A 15,699-nucleotide genomic window follows, 5' to 3' on the forward strand; every position below is an offset into this window, starting at 1 on the left:
CCCGCAAGGGCGGGATGAGGAACTCCCCATGAACACGATCACGCCTCGCCCGGTGGACACCGTCATCGCCGCGCTGCGAGAATTCCTCGGGGATCGCCTCTCCACCGCCCAGGCGGTGCGGGAGCAGCACAGCCGCGGCGAGGACCAGACCCCGGCAACCCTGCCGGATGCCGTCGCCTTCGCCGAAAGCACGGAGGAGGTGAGCCAAATCCTCGCCCTCTGCCATCAGCATGGCGTGCCGGTGGTGGCCTTCGGCGCCGGCACCAGCCTGGAAGGGCATGTGAACCCGGTGCGGCGGGGCATCTCGCTCGACCTCTCGCGCATGACCAGGGTGCTGGAGGTGAATGCCGAGGACATGGACTGCCTGATCGAGCCTGGTGTCACGCGGCAGCTTCTCAACGAATTCCTGCGCGACCAGGGGATGTTCTTCCCGGTCGATCCTGGCAGCCACTGCACCATCGGCGGCATGTGCGCCACGCGCGCCTCCGGCACCAATGCGGTGCGCTACGGCACGATCCGGGAGAATGTGCTGGGGCTGGAAGTGGTGCTGGCGGATGGCCGCGTCATCCGCACCGGCGGCCGGGCGCGCAAGGCCTCCAACGGCTATGATCTGACGCGGCTCTTCATCGGCTCCGAGGGCACGCTCGGCATCATCACCAAGGTGCGGCTCCGGCTGCACGGCATCCCGGAGGCGATGTCGGCGGCGGTGTGCCAGTTCCCCGACCTCGCCGCGGCGGTGAACACCACCATCCTCACCATGCAGTCCGGCATTCCCGTGGCGCGGATCGAGCTGCTGGATGCGGACCAGATGGAAGCCTGCATCAAGTACTCCAAGCTGGAGGGCTTCCGCCCGGCGCCGACGCTGTTCCTGGAATTCCATGGCACGGAGCGGGGCGTGCAGGAGCAGGCGGAGGCGGTGGAGGCGATCGCCACCGATCTCGGCGGCGAGGGTTTTTCCTGGGCGACCGATGCAGAGGCGCGCAACCGGCTGTGGAAGGCGCGGCATGACGCCTATTGGGCGGCGGTGCAGTTCATCCCCGGCATGCGCGGCATCACCACGGATGTCTGCGTGCCGATCAGCAAGCTGGCCGATGCCATCGTCGGCGCGAAGGAGGATGCCATCGCCTCCGGCCTCACCACCTGCATCGTCGGGCATGTGGGGGATGGCAATTTCCATCAGGTGATCCTGTTCGACCCCGCGGACCCGGCCGGCCTCGACCGCGCCTGGGAGCTGGACAAGAAGATCGTGGCGCGCGGCCTGGCGCTCGGCGGCACCTGCTCCGGCGAGCATGGCGTCGGCCTCGGCAAGCGGGAATTCCTCGAAGAGGAGCATGGTGCCGAGGCGCTCGCCGTGATGCGCGGCATCAAGCAGAGCTTCGACCCCAAGGGCATCCTCAACCCCGGGAAGCTGTTCCGCAACTAGATCCCCATGACCTGATCCCCATGACGTTGCTGCGCAACGCCATGGGGGCCCCGGTGAATCCCTCCCGATCAGCATGCAGCACAGCCTGACGCGGCAAAGCCGCGTCAGGACATCAGGCAGCGCGGTTCGGCCATCGCGCTGCGCTCCCCGCATCCGGGCGCACGCCCGGGCTTGACCGCGCCGTCCCGCTGCCGGCCAATGGGCGCCAAGCCGCGACGTCGGCACGAAACGGGTTCGGAGGAAAGCTTGCCGCAACGCGGCGGATACGCAGTGCCCCTGCTGGCGCTGACGCTCGGCCATGTCTTCGCCAATGCCGTGCGCTCGATTCCCGCCCTGGCGGCCGATGTGCTGCAGCGGGACCTCATCCTCTCGCCGGAAGGGCTGGGGCTGCTGACCAGCATCTACCCCCTGGCCTTCGCCCTCGGCATGGTGCCGGTAGGCGCGGCGCTGGACCGCTTCGGCGTGCGCCGCACCTCGCTCTCGCTGCTGGCCATCGCCGGCAGCGGCGCGGTGCTGGCCGCCCTGGCCCCCACCGCCGCCGCCATGGTGCTGGCCCAGGCGCTGCTCGGCTTCGGCTGCGCCGGCATGCTGATGTGCCCGATGACCTTCGCCGTCCGCGCCGTGCCGCCGGCGCGCTTCATGATCTGGTCCGGCATCATCCTCACCTTCGGCAATTCCGGCCTGCTGCTCTCCGCCAGCCCGCTGGCCTTCCTGGTGGAAGCCTCCGGCTGGCGGGCCGGCTTCTGGGTCTCGGCGGGGCTGGCGCTGCTCGCCTTTCTCGCCGTCGCCGCCACCGTGCCGGCGGAGCGGCCGGTGCGCGCCGCCGGCACCAGCCTGCTCGACGATGCCAGGGCGGTGCTGGCGCTCGCCGCCTCCCGCAAGCTGCGGCCGTTGATGGCCATCGCCTTTGCCAGCTTCGCGGTGATGTTCGGCATCCGCGGCCTCTGGGGCGGGCCCTGGCTGATGGAGGCGAAGGGGCTCAGCCGGATCGCCGCCGGCAACATCCTGCTGGGCTTCGCCCTGGCCATGACCATCGCGCCGGTGCTGTGCAGCGCCATCGGCCGGGCGCTGGGGCGGCCGGTGCTGCTGCTGGCGGGCAGCCATTTCGCCGTGGCGCTGATGCTGGCGGCGGTGGTCGCCGGCGGCCCCGCCGGTTGGGGGCTGCCGCCTGCCTATGACGCGGCGATGTTCTTCCTCATCGGCTGCGTCATCTCCTTCCAGATCCTCTGCTTCGACCAGGTGCGCGGCCTGGTGCCGGCGGAGCAGGCGGGGCGGGCGCTCTCCGCCCAGAACATCTCCTTCTTCGGCGGCGCGGCGGTGCTGCAGGTGGTGGCCGGGCTGGCCGCCGCCGCGGGGGGACCCGGGGGCGGACCAGGGGGCGGACCAGGGGCGGCGCTGCTCAGCTTCGCCCTCGCCCTGGTGATCTGCACCACGCTGTTCCTGCTATTACGTCCGCAGGCAAGGTGAGGAGGGGCAGCATGCTGCGCAGCCTGCTGGTGGCGCTGGACGATACGCCGGGGGCGCAGGCGGCGCGCGACCTGGCCATTGCGCTGGCCGGGCGCATGGGCGCGGCGCTGACCCTGGCCGTGGTGCTGGACCGGCCGCACAGCCGAGACGCGGAGGAACCCGTCCCGGTCGGCGGCGCCGCCTTCGCGGAACGCCGCAACGCCGCCCTGGCGGCGCAATTGGACGCCGAGGCGGCAGCGGCGCTGGAAGCGGCGGAGGCCGCCTGCGGCGCCCTGCCGCATGACGTGCTGCGGCTGGAAGAAGCACCGGAACCCGCCCTGCTGCGGGCCGGGGCAACGCATGACCTGATCCTGCTCGGCCGCGACAGCACGCTGGGGCGGGAGGAGAACGAGGACGGGCTGGCCCCGGTGGTGGAGGCGCTGCTGAAGGACGGCCCCCGCCCCTTGCTGGTGGTGCCGCCCGGGGCTCCCGCCCAGGGCCCGGGGGGAGGGCAGGTGCTGGTGGGCTATGACGGCTCCCTGCCCGCGCAGCGCGCCTTGCAGAGCTTCGCCCTGCTGGGGCTGGCGGAGGATTCGCCGGTGACGCTGCTGGCGGAAAACGAGGACAAGGCGGAGGCCGGGCGCCTGGCGGCGGAGGGCGCCACCTATCTGCGCCGGCACGGGCTGGCGGTGACCGAATGGCCGGTGGTGGGCGGCCACCCGGCGGAGCTGCTGCTGGCGGAGGCGGCGCGCCTGCCGGCAAGGCTGCTGGTGATGGGCGGCTTCGGCAAAACCGGGCTGCGGGCGCTGCTGCTGGGCACCAGCACGCGCCGGCTGCTGCGGGAGGCGCCCTGCGCGGTGTTCGTGCAGCATTGATGGGGGCTCCGCCCCCATGCCCCCGCCAGGAGCGCTGCCCCTGGACCCCGCCGGGGGGTGGACCACCCCCCGGACCCCGGTGGGAGTTTGCAGGTTCGACCGTCGGGTCTGAAACTCAGACCGGGGTACGGGGCCAGGTCCTGGCCCCGGCGGGAGTGCAGAGGGCAGCGCCCTCTGCTGGGGGTTTGGGGGCGAAGCCCCCACCTCCCCCCTAGCCACCATGCGCCCCGACCTCTCCGAGACCCTCCTCATCGCCCTCGACCGCGCCAGCGGCGTGCCCGCCCTGCGCCAGGTCTATCTCGGCATCCGCCAAGCGGTGCTGGAAGGCCGGCTGCCCCCCGGCGCCCGCCTGCCCGCCAGCCGGGCCCTGGCGGCGCGGCTCGGCCTCGCCCGCAACACCGTGGTCGCCGCCTATGACCAGCTCTTGGCCGAGGGCATCATCGAGGGCCGGGTCGGCGCCGGCAGCTTCGTCTCCCGCGACCTGCCGAAGGAGCCGGAGCCGCCCCCCGCCCCCGGGCTCGCCGCCCCGGCCGCCGCCGCTTCCCTGCCCCCCGCTGCGCGCCGCTTCGCCGCTGCCTTGCCCGCCACCGGCAGCACCGCCGCCGCCGCCTGCAACACCGGCCGGACGAGCTGGGACCCGCGCACCGCCCAGCTCTGGCGCAGCCTGACGCTCAGGCACCTCCAGGCCCCCAGCCTCGCCATGCTGGGCTATGCCGACCCGCGCGGCAGCGCCGGGCTGCGGGAGGCGATCGCCGCCTATCTCCGCGCCGCCCGCGCCGTGCGCTGCGCGCCGGAGCAGATCGTGGTGACGGCCGGCGCGCAGCAGGCCATCGACCTGGTGCTGAAGGTGCTGGTGGAGCCGGGCGACCAGGCCTGGGTGGAGGACCCCTGCTACCCCGCCGTCCGCGCCGCCCTCGGCGCCGCCCGGGCCGCGCTGGTGCCGGTGCCGGTGGATGCCCAGGGGCTGGTGGTGGCCGAAGGCGTTGCCGCGGCGCCGCAGGCCCGCCTCGCCTATGTCACGCCCTCTTCGCAATACCCGCTCGGCGTGGTGCTCTCCATGGCGCGGCGGCTGGAGCTGCTGGGCTGGGCCCGCCAGGCCGGCGCCTTCGTGGTGGAAGACGATTACGACAGCGAATTCCGCTACGCCGGCCGCCCCCTGGCCGCTCTGCAGGGCATCGATGATGCCGGGCGGGTGATCTATATCGGCACCTTCAGCAAGGTGCTCTTCCCCGGGCTGCGGCTGGGCTATGCCGTGCTGCCGCCGGCGCTGGTGGAGCCGGTGCTGGGCGCAAGGCTGCTTTCGGACTGGCACCCGCCGGCCCTGGTGGAAGGCGTCGTCACCGACTTCATCGCGGAGGGGCATTTCGCCCAGCATCTCCGCCGCATGCGCCAGCGCTACCGGGCGGCGCGGGACGTGCTGGTGGCGGCCTTGCAGGGCATCCCCGGCCTTGCGGCCGAGGCGCCGGAGCAGGGGATGAAGCTGGTCGCCCGGCTGGCCCCCGGCTTCCGCGACACGGAGGTGGCAGCGGCGGCGGCCAGGCGTGGGGTGATCGCCCGGGCGGTCAGCCCGATGTACCTCGCCGCCCCGCCTTTGCAGGGGCTGATGCTGGGCTTCACCGGGCATGAGCCGGCGGCGCTGCGCCGCGCGGCGCGGGAGATTGCCGCCTGCCTGGTGCCGGGCGCCGCCGGGCGGCCCGCCGCGGCGGGATGAGCCGCCGGCGCGGGGGCGGGCCGGAATCCGGCCAGTTTGAGGCGCGCCCGCCGAATGGCGCGACCCCGGCGCCAGGCGATGGGCCTGGACCGCGCAGCGCGCGCGACGGCGACCGCGTCCCGCCCGGGGCTCCGTGGCCCGCCGGCCGCCAGGTTGCGGCCCAGGTTGCGGCACGGCCGCAACGGGTGTCGCCGATGTGGTCCGTGCCGCCCCGGCGCAAGGGCGCGAACCGGCCCCGCCCTCCCATAGGCCAAACCCCCGGGGGCTGCCGGGAAATTGCGCGCCGCAGCCGCGGAAACCGGCAGCCACCTCGCCGTGCCACCCGCCTTGCCCGGAACCAGGGCAGACCCGCCCGGCCGCCCCGTCTGGTCAGATTCCGCGGTGCAGCATAAACTCGCTGTGTGATTCCTGAAACGCTCGCCGGCCCGCCGGCCCGGCCCAAGCCCGCCATCGCGCTTCTCGTGGCGATGACCGCGATCGGCCCCTTCACCATGCAGATCCTGGTGCCGACCATGCCGGCCCTGGCCGTTGCGCTCGGCACCAGCTACGGCACGGTGCAATTCGTCCTCACCGGCTACCTGCTGGGCATGGGGCTGGGCCAGATGATCTACGGCCCGCTCTCCGACCGCTATGGGCGCAAGCCGCTGCTGCTCGGCGGGCTTGGCCTGTTTCTGCTCGGCACCGTCCTGGCGGCCGCGGCGCCCTCCGCCCCGCTGCTGATCGCCGCCAGGGTGCTGCAGGCGGTGGGGGGCTGCGCCGGCATGGTGCTGGGCCGTGCCATGGTGCGGGATGCCTATCCGCGGGAGGAAGCGGCGAGCGTCATCGGCGTGGTCAGCTCCGCCATGGCGGTGGCGCCGATGATCTCGCCGCTGCTCGGCAGCTTCCTGGAGCAATGGTTCGGCTGGCGCGCCAACATGCTGGTCTGCCTGCTGTTCGCCCTGCCGCTGCTGGCCGCCGTGCAGCAAAGGCTCGGCGAGACCCTGGCGATGCCGGTGCCGCTGCCGGGGCTGGCCGGGCTGCTCGGCGCCTATGCCCAACTCGTGCGGCTGCCGGCTTTCCGGGCCTATTGCGGCATCACCACCTGGTCCAATTCCGTCTTCTTCGCCTTCGCGGTCGGTGCGCCGCTCGTCGTCATCTCCGGCATGGGCTATCCGGCGCCGGTCTATGCCGGCGCGCAGATGCTGATCGCGGTGGCCTGGAGCGCGGGGACCTTCACCGCCTCCCGCCTCGTCCGCCGCTTCGGGACCCTGCCCATGCTGCGGCTGGGCTCGGCCATCACCCTGGGGGGCGGGGCGTTGGCGCTGCTGGTGGTGGCGCTGCTGCCGCCGCACCTGCTGCTGTTCTTCGCGCCGATGGCGGTGGTGGCCTATGGCAATGGCGTGACGCAGCCCCCGGCCATCGCGGCCGCGGTCAGCGTGCGGCCGCAGCTTGCCGGCACTGCTTCCGGCCTGCTCGGCGCGTTGCAGATGGGGTTCGGCGCGCTGATGTCCGTGCTGGCGGGGCTGACGGAAAGCGGCAGCGGCATCGCGACGGCGATCTGGATGCTGGTGGGCGGGCTCGGGGCGCAGTTCTGCCTGTGGCAGGCGCGGCGGGCGGGGGCGGCGTAGCCTGGGAGCGCTGCCGGTTGGGGGCAGCGCCGCCAGCCCCCTTTCGGCGCCAGGACCGGGCCCCGGGCCCACGGTCCGGGTCTCAGATCCGAAGATTGAACCTGCCGGCCGGAGCGTGATGCGTTCGCTTTCGCCCACGCAGCCCGCTCCGGCTCCTTGTTCGGTCGCGTGATTCACGGTTCCGGACGGTCCGACCCCAACCGATCGCGCTCCAGGGATCCCGGCAGCGGATCGGCGAGGGGCTTTGCGTGGGGTTGCGGCGCGCATCGGCAAGTCCGCCGAATTCATGCGAGGAGCACGCCCAACGCATGACGGCCAAGGCGGGCCGCCCGCCTAGAGCGGGATCGGTTGAGCTGCGCTCACCCGCCCCGCTCTAGCTCATTGTTCGGTCGCGTGATTCACGGTTGCGGGCGATTCGACCTCAGCCGATCACGCTCTAAGACAGGCGCTCATCCCAGCTCCGGGGGGCGGCACTGCCCCCCGGACCGCGCCGGGTGGCGTTCCCGCCCCCGCGCGATCTATGGAACTCCCATGGAGGGCCGGCTTCACCCTCCCCGGCAGCACGGAGTCGCCCATGCCCCATCTCGACACGCTGGAAGCCCTGGTCGCCGCCGCCCGCCGGGCCGGGGCGGAGGCGGCGGATGCCCTGCTGGTCAGCAGCGCCGCCCTCTCCGTCTCCCGCCGCCTCGGCAAGATCGAGCAGCTCGAGCGCGCCGAGGGCTTCGATCTCGGCCTGCGCGTCTTCCTGGGCCAGCGCCAGGCCATCGTCTCCTCCACCGATCCCTCGCCCGCCGGCTTCGCCGCCCTGGCGGAGCGCGCCGTCGCCATGGCGAAGGTGGTGCCGGAGGACCCCTTCGCCGGCCTCGCCGATGCGCCCGACGGCCCCGGCCTCGCCGCGCTCGACCTGGCCGACCCCGCCGAACCCAGCGCCGAGGACCTCATCGCCCGCGCCGCGGCAGCGGAGGACGCCGCCATGGCCGTCCCCGGCGTGACCAATTCCGAAGGCGCGGACGCCTATTACGGCCGCACCACCGTCGCCCTCGTCACCTCCCGGGGCTTCGCCGGCGCCTATGAGCGCACCAGCCATTCCCTCTCCGCCACCGCCCTGGCCGGCCAGGGCACCGGCATGGAGCGGGATTACGATTTCACCAGCGCCGTCCACCTGGCGGATCTGGAGGACCCCGCCGCCATCGGCCGTCGCGCCGGGGAAAAGGCGGTGGCGCGGCTGAACCCCACCCGCCCGAAGACCGCAAAGCTGCCGGTGCTGTATGACCCGCGCGTCGCCGGCTCCCTGCTCGGCCATCTGGCGGGGGCCATCAACGGCGCGGCGGTGGCCCGCGGCACCTCCTTCCTGCGGGACCGCATGGGCCAGCAGGTGATGGCCGCCGGGCTGACGGTGATCGACGACCCCACCCGGCCGCGCGGGTTGCGCAGCCGCCCCTTCGATGGCGAGGGCATGCAGGGCCGGCGCCTCGCCCTGGTGGAGGATGGCATGCTGCGAAGCTGGGTGCTGGACTGGCGCAGCGCCCGGCAGCTCGGCCTGGCTTCCACCGGCCATGCCAGCCGCGGCACCGGCGGGCCGCCGAGCCCCGCCACCACCAACCTCTACCTCGCCCCCGGCGCGCTCTCCCCCGCCGCGCTGATGGCCGATATCCGCGAGGGGCTCTATGTCACGGAGCTGATCGGCAGCGGGGTGAACGGTGTGACCGGCGATTACAGCCGCGGCGCCGCCGGCTTCATGATCCGCGACGGCGCCCTGGCGGAGCCGGTGAGCGAGATCACCATCGCCGGCAATCTGAAGGAGATGTTCCTGCACCTGACCGCGGCGGAGGACCTGCAATTCCGCCGCGGCACGGACAGCCCGACCCTCCGGGTGGAGGGGCTGACCCTGGCAGGGGCCTGAGGAGCCTGTCGCAAGAGGGGCTGCGGCGCGTCTCGGCGGCTCTCCTCCGCCCGGCGGCATGCGCTGGAGCGGGATCGGTTGAGCTGCGCTCACCCGCCCCGCTCTAGCTTATGGATTGTAGAGCAGCTTCACGCCTCCGGGCGATGCCGCCCTCCGGCGATCTGCTCTAAACCCCTCGCCGGTCTGCTGGCGGGGACCCTTTCGCGGCTGAGCCGCCGCGGCGGCTGGCCGCCGGCTGCGTGCCTCTTACGGCCGGGCGGGGGCTGGCGGGTCGTCCAGCGCCAAAACGGACCGGCCGCCCCGTGGCCAATCCAGGCTGGCCCGCCGCGGCGGGGCCGTTCCCATGCCCTGGCCCTGGTGGCCCTGGCCGGTGGCCGCGCCGGCGCCGATACCCGACAATCCTCCCGCCCGGCCGGCGCGCGCCGGCGGGAAATTCGGAACGCTGCCGGCACCAGTAACATTGATTACATTCGCCCGCGTACCGCCCGCCTAGAACCATCCCCGACCAGGACGGGCGGAGGGGTGGGGCGATGCGAGGGAGAGGGGATCGCAAACCGGCGCGCCTGCGCGCCTGGCTTCTTGGCCTCGGCGCAGCCCTGCTGGCCGGCAGGGCGTTGGCGGAGACGCCGCCCGCCGCCTTCGGCAGCTCCGAGATGCTGCGCGCAGGGGGCGACCTGGCCGGGCTGCTCTCCCTGCCGCCGCGGCCCGGGCCGCAGCTCCCGGCGGTGCTGCTGCTGCACGACGCGCTGGGCCCGGATGCCCGCAGCGCCGCCTATATCGACCAACTTCTCGGCGCCGGTATCGCGGCGCTGGACCTGCTGGTGGAAGCGCCCGGGGAGGCGGCGCGGAATGCCGCCCTCGCCGCCCTGGCGGCGGATCCGCGCATCGATCCGGGCCGGCTCGGCGTGCTGGGCTTCGGCGCCGGGGCGGCGGCGGCGCTGACCGCGCCGGTCGCGGCGCGGGCGCTGCTCTATCCCGGCTGCGCCAGCCTGCCGCGCCCCGCCGCCCTGCCGGGCGCGGTGCTGCTGGCCTATGGCACGGCGGATCCGGCCAACCCGCCTGCCGCCTGCCTGACCCTGGCGATGGCGCTGGTCGAGGCCGGGGCCAGCGTCCGGCGGCTGGGCTATGAGGGGGCGTCCTATGGCTGGGACCGGCCGGCCTCCATGCCGGGCGAGATCGTGCTGCTGCCGGCGCCGGGCCTGGGGGAGCGGGTGGCGGCGCGGCCCTGGCCGGCGCTTACCGCCCGCGCGGCGGCGCAGCTTGCCGGCTTTTTCGCCCTGGCGCTCGGGCGATGACCGGGGCGCTGCGGGCCCGCCCCCGGCCGGGCCTCGGCTGGGGCGCCCTGCCGCCCCTGGCGCAGGCGGCCGGCGATACCGGCGGCCCTGGCGCGGCGAGGGGGGCGGGTCGACTGCGGCCGGCGATGGCCGATCCCGGCGACCCTGGCGTGGCGAGAGGCGCGGCCTGGCCGCAGGCGGACCGGCGCGACCGGCGGCGCGCCTTTGCCCTGCGGGCGCCGGGCGGGTCACGCCTGACCCTGCTGGCCCTGCTCGGCGCCATGCTGCTCAGCCTCTGGCCGCTCGGCGCCGCGGCGCTGCCGGCGCTGGCGGTGCTGCTGGTCTCCGCGGTCTCGGCCCTGGGCGGCTTCGCCTTCTCCGCCCTGTGCGCGCCGCTGCTGCAGCTCCTCGGGGTGGAGCCGGTGGCGGCGGTGCGGCTGATGCTGGTGGCGAGCATCGGCAGCCAATGCCTCGGCCTCTGGCTGCTGCGGCGGGAGATCGCCCTGCCGCCGCTGCTGCCCTTCCTGGCCGGGGGGCTGGCGACCCTGCCGCTGGGCCAGGCGCTGCTGCTGCATTTGCCGCCGGGGCGCTACCAGGCGGCGCTGGGCGGCCTGCTCTTCGCCTATGGGCTCTGGATGCTGCTGCGGCCGCCGCGGCCGCTGGTGCTGGGGCCGCGCGGCGCCCGGCTGGGGGATGTGCTGGCCGGCGCGGTGGGCGGGCTGACCGGCGGGCTGGCGGCCTTTCCCGGCGCCGCGGTGGTGCCCTGGTGCGGGCTGCGCGGCTGGCCGAAGCAGCGGCAGCGGGCGGTGTTCCAGCCCTATATCCTGGTCATGCAGCTCGCCGGGCTGGCGCTGCTCGCGCTGCGGGCGCCGGGGGCCGGGGCGCTGTCCTGGGCGGAGCTTGGAGCGGTGCCGCCGGCGCTGCTCGGCACCGCGCTGGGGATGGGCCTGTTCGGCCGGCTGTCCGAGCGCTGCTTCTTCCTGGTCGTGCATCTGCTGCTGCTCGCGGCCGGCCTGGCCCTGCTGGGGGTGGGGGCATGAGCCCGCCGGGCTGGGAGATGCCGGCGCTGGACCTGGCCCGGCTGGCAGGCTTTCTCGGCAGCTACCTGCTGGTGCTGCTGACGCCGGGGCCGAACATGCTGGCGGTGGGATGCCTGGCCGCGGCGCGGGGGCTGCGCGGTGCGCTGCCGCTCTGCCTCGGCATCGCGCTCGGCGCCGGCAGCCTGGCGGCGCTGCTGCTGGCGGCGACGGAGACCCTGGCGCAGCAGACCACCAGCCTGACGCCGCTGCGGCTGCTGGGGGCGGGCATGTTGCTGGTGGTGGCGCTGCGCCTCCTCCGCGGCCGCCGCCTGCCGGAAGCCGGGCCGCCGGCGCCGCCCCAGCTCGGCAGCCTGGTGGCGGGGTATTTCGTGGCGCTCGGCAATCCGCTGACGGCGGGGTTTTTCGCGGGGCAGTTCCTGGCGCTGCCGGCGGCGCCGGGCAGCCCGGCGCTGAAGCCGGCCCTGGTGCTGGCGGCGGCAGCGACGGCCTTCACGGTCTTCCTCGCCCTGGCGCTGCTGCTTTCCGGCGCCCGGGCGCGGCGCCTGGCGGCCGCCTGGGCGGGACGGGTGCGGCTGGCGGCGGCCTGCGGCCTGGGGGCGGCGGCGGTGGCGATGGCCTGGGATGCGCTGTGGCGGTGATCGGGGGGCCTTGCCCGTCGGTGACGATGCCGGGGCCAGGCCCTGGCCCCGCGGGCGCCATGCCGGTGGGCCGATTCCCTGTCCGGCCCGAGGCCGCGAAGGCGGCCCCCGGGTGGCGCGAAGCCAGGCGTGCCGCGAGGCCCGCATCGTGATGCGGCCCGGTGTCCGAGGCCCTCCAGCCCCTCAGCGATCAGGGCCATTGGCAGAAGTCGGCAGGTCGAACCTGCGGACTCCGGGCGGGGTCCGGGGGGAAGCCTTCCCCCCGGCGGGGTGCAGGGGCAGAGCCCCTGCCGGGGGCATGGGGGCGGAGCCCCCCATCCCTCTACCTGCCACACCTTCCGTCCCGTGGCAGCCGGGCCTGGCTCAATCCACCTTCGCCCCGGCGCGGCGGATCACCTCCGCCCATTTCGTATTCTCCGCCGCGCTGAAGGCGGCGAATTCCGCGATGCTGCCGGGCCGCAGCCGGGCGCCCACCGCCTCCGCCCGGGCCCGGGCCGTGGGGTCCGCGCCGATCGCCCTGGTTTCGGCATTCAGCCGCTCCAGGATCGGCTGCGGCGTGCCGCGCGGCGCCTGCAGGCCGAACCAGGCCGTCGCCTCGTAGCCCGGCAGCCCGCTTTCGGCGACGGTCGGCACGTCCGGCAGCGCCGGGGTCCGTTCCGCCGTGGTCACCGCCAGGGCGCGCAGCTTGCCGTCCCGCACCATGGCGATGGCCGAGGGCAGGTTGTTCACCGCCAGGTCGATCCGCCCGCCGAGGAGCTGGTTCACGCTGTCCGCCCCGCCGCGGAAGGGGATGTGCAGGATGTCCACATTGGCCGCCGCCTTCAGCATCTCCCCCGAGAGATGCAGCGAGCTGCCATTGCCGGAGGAGGCGTAGGAGAGCTCCCCCGGCCGCGCCCGCGCCGCCGCCAGCAACTCCGCCAGCGTTCGGTAGGGGCCGTCCGCCCGCACGACGATGACGTTCGGCACATCGGCGAAATAGGCGATGGGCAGCAGGTCCTCCGGCCGCCAGCCGATGCGGGCGTGGAGATTGGGCAGGATGGCGACGGTGCCGATGGAGGCGAAGAGCAGGGTATGCCCGTCCGGCTCCGCCCGCGCCGCCATCTCCGCCGCGATCACCCCGGCCGCGCCGCCGCGATTCTCCGCCACCACGGACTGGCCGAGCCGGGCGCCTAGCCCATCGGCCAGCAGCCGCGCCAGCAGGTCCGTGGTGCCGCCGGCGGGGAAGGGGACGATGAGGCGGATGGGCCTTGCCGGCCAGGGCTGGGCCCGGCCGGGCGAGATTGCGGCCAGCAGCGCAGGGGCGGCGAGCAGCGCCCGCCTTGGCACCAGGGGGGTGGGCATTCCCGACTGTCTCCTCCGCGGCCGGGGAACTTCTGCCCCCGTTGGCCGATCATCCCCCACTCCTGCCGCTTTCGCCGGCGGCAGGCAAGCCTTGCGGCCCGCCACCCGGGACCTGTAGGCAGCGGCCGCGGCGGCCCGCTTCCCGCCGTTGCCGGCGCGTGCGGGGGTCGCCTTCGGGCGGGCCGCATGCCCTGGCCCTTGGTGTGGTCGCGTGGGTCACGCTGTCCGGCCACTCGCCGCTGGCGGCCACGCTCTGGCAGGGACGGCCGGATGCCTTTCTTCACGCTTTATCGCCGGGTGCTCGGGCTGCTGGCCCAGGACCGCTTCGTGGCGCTCGGCCTCGGCCTCGCCAATGTGGCGCTGGCCGGGCTGTTCTTCCTGGAGCCGGTGCTGTTCGGCCGGGTGGTCGATGTCCTCTCCCATGCCCAGGGGATGAGCCGGGCGGCGGTGTGGGACCGGGCGCTGACCCTGCTCGCCCTCTGGGGCGCCGTCGGGGTTGCCGGGATCGGCGCCAATGTCGCCGTCTCCCTGCTGGCGGACCGCATGGCGCACCGCAACCGGCTGACCGCCATGCACCGCTTCTTCGAGCATGTGATCGCCCTGCCGCTTTCCTTCCATGGCGACGTGCAGTCCGGCCGGCTGATGAAGGTGATGCTGGTGGGGTCGGACAATCTCTTCGGCCTCTGGCTCTCCTTCTTCCGGGAGCATCTGTCCACCTTCATCGCCATGCTGGTGCTGCTGCCGCTGACCCTGGTGCTGAACTGGCGGCTGGCGCTGCTGCTGATTCTGCTGGTGCTGGTGTTCTGCCTGGTGACCGCCTTCGTCATCCGGAAGACAGAAGCCGCCCAGGGCCAGGTGGAGCGGTTCCAGACGCGGCTGGCCGGCAATGCCCAGGACGCGCTGGCCAATGTGATGGTGGTGCAGTCCTTCACCCGGCTCGGCTCCGAGGCACGGATGTTCGGCGACATCGTGCGCCAGGTGCTGGACCATCAATTCCCGGTGCTGAATTGGTGGGCGGTGGTCTCCGTGCTGACCCGGGCTTCCAGCACCCTGACCACCATCGCGATCTTCGTGCTGGGCACGGTGCTGCATCTGGACGGCAAGGCGACGGTGGGGGAGATCGTCAGCTTCATGGGCTTTGCCATGCTGCTGATCGGCAAGCTGGAGGGGGCGGTCGCCTTCATCTCCCGCCTGGTGTTCCAGGCGCCGGCCATCCAGGAATTCTTCGAGGTGATGGATGCCACGAGCAGCGTGCCGGAGAAGCCGGGTGCGCTGTCGCTCGGCCGGGTGCGGGGGGAGGTGGCGTTCGAGCGGGTGGGCTTCGCCTATCCCGGCGGCAACCGGATTCTGGACCAGGTGGAATTCGTCGCGCCGCCGGGGCGGACCCTGGCGCTGGTCGGGCAGACCGGGGCGGGGAAATCCACCGCCATGGCGCTGCTGCAGCGGCTGTGGGACCCGGTGGAGGGGCGGGTGACGCTGGACGGGCACGATCTGCGCGACATCACGCTGGAGAGCCTGCGCCGGAACATCGGCGTGGTGTTCCAGGAGAGCATGCTGTTCAACCGCACCATCCGCGACAATCTGCTGGTCGGAAGGCCGGAGGCGACGCAGGCGGAGCTGGAGACGGCCTGCCGCATGGCGGAGGCGCATGACTTCATCACCCGCCAGCCGCATGGCTACGACACGCTGGTGGGGGAGCGGGGGGCCTCGTTGTCGGGCGGGCAGCGGCAGCGCCTGGCGATCGCCCGGGCGCTGCTGAAGGACCCGCCGGTGCTGATCCTGGACGAGGCGACCAGCGCGCTGGATGCGGCGACGGAGGCGCGGGTGCAGCGGGCCTTGCGGGCACTGATGGTGGGGCGGACGACCTTCATCATCGCGCACCGGCTTTCGACGGTGCGGGATGCGGATGAGATCATGGTGTTCGAGGCCGGGCGGATCGTCGAGCGCGGGAGTTTCGAGGCGTTGGTACGGCAGGGCGGAAGGTTCGCCGAGCTGGTCAGGACGCAGCTTGCGGTGGACCCGGCGGAGGCGGCGTGAACTCCCCATGATGCCGCGGCGCGCCGTCACGACGGCCCCGAGGCGCAGGTCACGGCGCCCCCCGCGGCGGCGAGAGCGTGATCGGTTGAGGTCGAATCGACTGAAACCGTGAATCACGCGACCGAAAACGAGCTAGAGTGGGTCGGGTGAGCGCGGCTCAACCGATCCCGCTCTGGGGACAACGAGACGGCCGCTGCCCCGGCGGCGGCCGGCCCTTCCTGGGCGTTCCGCCCGGGCGCACTTGCGCGCTCGGCCCCGTCGAGCGCTTCCCGAGCCCCGGCCATGGTCCGGTTGTCGTGCCAAGGATGCGCCGAAGGCGCACCGCGCTCCGCGCGGCGAAGTCCTTGACACGACAACCGGACCATGGCCCTTGCGACTGATCGCCTTCGACGGTGTCGAAGGCG

The 15,699-nt window shown here is 73.8% G+C and carries 11 protein-coding genes; 10 read left to right on the forward strand and 1 reads right to left on the reverse strand.

From position 1 onward, the window contains the following. The first annotated feature begins 28 nt into the window (after positions 1-28). The 9 genes from E5N76_RS24075 (at position 29) to E5N76_RS24115 (ending at position 11,917) form a co-directional block, all read left to right on the forward strand. A complete protein-coding gene (locus E5N76_RS24075; RefSeq protein WP_149539932.1) occupies positions 29-1,423 on the forward strand; it encodes an FAD-binding oxidoreductase in 1,395 nt (464 codons plus the stop codon). A 246-nt stretch (positions 1,424-1,669) separates the two neighbouring features. Continuing rightward, the gene (locus tag E5N76_RS24080) at positions 1,670-2,890 is read left to right on the forward strand and encodes an MFS transporter (protein ID WP_235907855.1); all 1,221 of its coding nucleotides are present in this window, start codon (positions 1,670-1,672) and stop codon (positions 2,888-2,890) included. 11 nt (positions 2,891-2,901) lie between these two features. Beyond that, positions 2,902-3,744, forward strand: coding sequence for a universal stress protein (locus E5N76_RS24085; RefSeq protein WP_149539936.1), 843 nt, complete (start codon positions 2,902-2,904; stop codon positions 3,742-3,744). 220 nt (positions 3,745-3,964) lie between these two features. Further along, entirely contained in the window at positions 3,965-5,455 is a 1,491-nt protein-coding gene (pdxR, locus tag E5N76_RS24090) for a MocR-like pyridoxine biosynthesis transcription factor PdxR (RefSeq protein ID WP_149539938.1), read from the forward strand. A 401-nt stretch (positions 5,456-5,856) separates the two neighbouring features. Then, complete coding sequence (locus tag E5N76_RS24095) at positions 5,857-7,062, forward strand: multidrug effflux MFS transporter (RefSeq protein ID WP_149539940.1); 1,206 nt, start codon at positions 5,857-5,859, stop codon at positions 7,060-7,062. A 574-nt stretch (positions 7,063-7,636) separates the two neighbouring features. Then, positions 7,637-8,965 (forward strand): TldD/PmbA family protein, encoded by a 1,329-nt coding sequence (locus E5N76_RS24100; protein WP_149539942.1) that lies wholly within the window; start codon positions 7,637-7,639, stop codon positions 8,963-8,965. 530 nt (positions 8,966-9,495) lie between these two features. Next, positions 9,496-10,260, forward strand: a complete 765-nt coding sequence (locus tag E5N76_RS24105) for a dienelactone hydrolase family protein (protein WP_149539944.1) — start codon at positions 9,496-9,498, stop codon at positions 10,258-10,260. Further along, positions 10,257-11,279 carry a sulfite exporter TauE/SafE family protein gene (locus E5N76_RS24110; RefSeq protein ID WP_149539946.1) on the forward strand — a complete coding sequence of 341 codons (1,023 nt, stop codon included), beginning with the start codon at positions 10,257-10,259 and terminating at the stop codon, positions 11,277-11,279. The genes E5N76_RS24105 and E5N76_RS24110 overlap by 4 nt, the downstream gene beginning before the upstream one ends. Continuing rightward, positions 11,276-11,917: a LysE family transporter gene (locus E5N76_RS24115; protein WP_149539948.1), complete on the forward strand. Its 642-nt coding sequence runs from the start codon at positions 11,276-11,278 to the stop codon at positions 11,915-11,917. Before E5N76_RS24110 ends, E5N76_RS24115 begins: the two co-directional genes overlap by 4 nt. A 363-nt stretch (positions 11,918-12,280) precedes the next feature. Here the strand turns inward: E5N76_RS24115 and E5N76_RS24120 are convergent, their stop codons facing one another. Next, positions 12,281-13,258, reverse strand: a complete 978-nt coding sequence (locus tag E5N76_RS24120) for a Bug family tripartite tricarboxylate transporter substrate binding protein (RefSeq protein ID WP_149539950.1) — start codon at positions 13,256-13,258, stop codon at positions 12,281-12,283. Between the two features lie 270 nt (positions 13,259-13,528). Between E5N76_RS24120 and E5N76_RS24125 the strand changes: the two genes are divergently transcribed. Continuing rightward, a complete protein-coding gene (locus E5N76_RS24125; RefSeq protein ID WP_149539952.1) occupies positions 13,529-15,295 on the forward strand; it encodes a glucan ABC transporter ATP-binding protein/ permease in 1,767 nt (588 codons plus the stop codon). Positions 15,296-15,699: the final 404 nt, after the last annotated feature.

Source organism: Siccirubricoccus phaeus, assembly GCF_008360935.1.
Classification (GTDB): Bacteria; Pseudomonadota; Alphaproteobacteria; order Acetobacterales; family Acetobacteraceae; genus Siccirubricoccus; species Siccirubricoccus phaeus.